This window comes from Mesorhizobium sp. M7A.F.Ca.AU.002.02.1.1, from assembly GCF_003998535.1.
Lineage (GTDB): Bacteria > Pseudomonadota > Alphaproteobacteria > Rhizobiales > Rhizobiaceae > Mesorhizobium > Mesorhizobium ciceri.
In genome coordinates this window covers 1-1,852 of the sequence record NZ_RZPB01000997.1, presented here as the reverse complement: position 1 = coordinate 1,852, position 1,852 = coordinate 1, and the positions used below count along the sequence as shown (strand labels likewise).

Genomic DNA, 1,852 nt, shown 5'->3' with positions numbered 1-1,852 from the left:
GTGGTGTTTCGTGCCGGTGGCGGCGATCGGCGCGGTGGATCTGGTCAGGGTGGTGCGGCCGGTTCAGGAGAACGTCGTCATCGTGCGCAACACGACATTCATCAACCAGACGGTCGTGGTCAACAATGCGCCACGCGTGCGGCTTGGCAACCAGGTGGTTGCAATCAATGCCGGACCCCGGCTGCAGCAACTCCCGAAGCCCGTCATGGAATCGATCAAGGCGGCAAAACTGGTTCCTCCGCTCAAAGGCGTGTTTGCCAGTGCACGTCTCGATGCTTCCAGGGGCGCCGAAATCAAGAAGCTTGCCGGCAATGCAATGCCTGCCGCCAAGGCGGCCAATGGGAACGGGCAAATCGTGGCGGGCCATGGCCCCAAGATTGCGAGCGGCGACAAGGCCACGTCTCCGAGCGCTGTGACAGCGAGCAATCCAGCCGTCGTGAAGCCTGGCAACACTGTGCGCAAGCGGATGGCCGCCGGCAACGGCGCGAAGGCCGATGCGCTCAAGCTGCATGCCGACAGGACCGCGGGCGATGGACGTATCGTCGTCAAATCGTCGGCCAAACCGGGTTCGGCCAAGCCGGTCTCGGGGCAGCGTCCTGCACGCGGTGCCGGACAACAGAAGCCGCATCAGCAGGCGATGGCAATGCACATGCCCCAGCACCATGGCCCGGCAAGGGTGGCACCTCACCATCCGCCAGCGAAGATGCAGGCGAGGAAGGTGTCCAGATGCGATCCGCGCGTTTCCCGCTGCAAGGCGCCGCGCTGATCGCCTCAATCGCGCCGGCACGCTGTGCGCGCCGGCGCGATTTTTCCCGTTGACAGGTCGCCTTGCCCGCCCTTAGTGTCCGCCACCATGAAAACAGCACTCATTCTCGTAGGAAAGCGCGTGGGCAAGGCGGTGTAACCGCCGGGCGAAAACCCCCCATGCGCAAGACACAGGCTCCCTCGGGGGCCTTTTTTATTGCCTGAAACACGACTAAACGACCAGCAAACGCCCAATGGCGACAGTACGGGACCAGACCGATGAGCAACGGACAGAACGAGCGGCGCGAGATGACGGGCGCCGAAATGGTGGTGCAGGCGCTGAAGGACAATGGCGTCAAGCATGTCTTCGGCTATCCCGGCGGCGCTGTCCTTCCGATCTATGACGAGATTTTTCAGCAAGACGAGGTCGAGCACATACTGGTGCGCCATGAGCAGGGCGCCGGCCATGCGGCGGAAGGCTATGCGCGTTCGACCGGTAAGGCCGGCGTGATGCTGGTGACCTCCGGCCCGGGCGCCACCAATGCGGTGACGCCGCTGCAGGACGCGTTGATGGATTCGATCCCGCTGGTCTGCCTGACCGGGCAGGTGCCGACCTCGCTGATCGGCTCGGACGCTTTTCAGGAATGCGATACGGTCGGCATCACGCGCCCCTGCACCAAGCACAACTGGCTGGTGAAGGACGTCAACGAGCTCGCCGCCACCATCCACGAGGCCTTTCATGTCGCGACCACCGGCCGTCCCGGTCCGGTCGTCGTCGACATCCCGAAGGATGTGCAGTTCGCCAAGGGATTCTATGTCCCGCCGCAGATCGCGCCACGCACCAGCTACCAGCCAAAGGTCCAGGGCGACCTGGAGAAGATCAAGGCGGCGGTCGAGTTGATGGCGGGCGCCAAGAAGCCGATCATCTACAGCGGCGGCGGCGTCATCAACTCCGGCCCGGAAGCGAGCCATCTGTTGCGCGAACTGGTCGATCTCACCGGTTTCCCGATCACCTCGACGCTGATGGGCCTCGGCGCCTATCCGGCATCGGGCAAGAACTGGATGGGCATGCTCGGCATGCACGGCACCTATGAAGCCAACATGGCCA

1 protein-coding gene and 1 pseudogene are annotated in these 1,852 nt (G+C 63.8%); both read left to right on the top strand.

The genetic code is table 11. The features are described 5' to 3' along the window. Nucleotides 1–766, top strand: a pseudogene (locus EN879_RS34230) (hypothetical protein); the annotation flags it as partial. Between the two features lie 257 nt (nucleotides 767–1,023). Then, nucleotides 1,024–1,852 (top strand): thiamine pyrophosphate-binding protein (locus EN879_RS34225; RefSeq protein WP_245493916.1); only part of this gene is annotated, 829 nt, incomplete at its 3' end.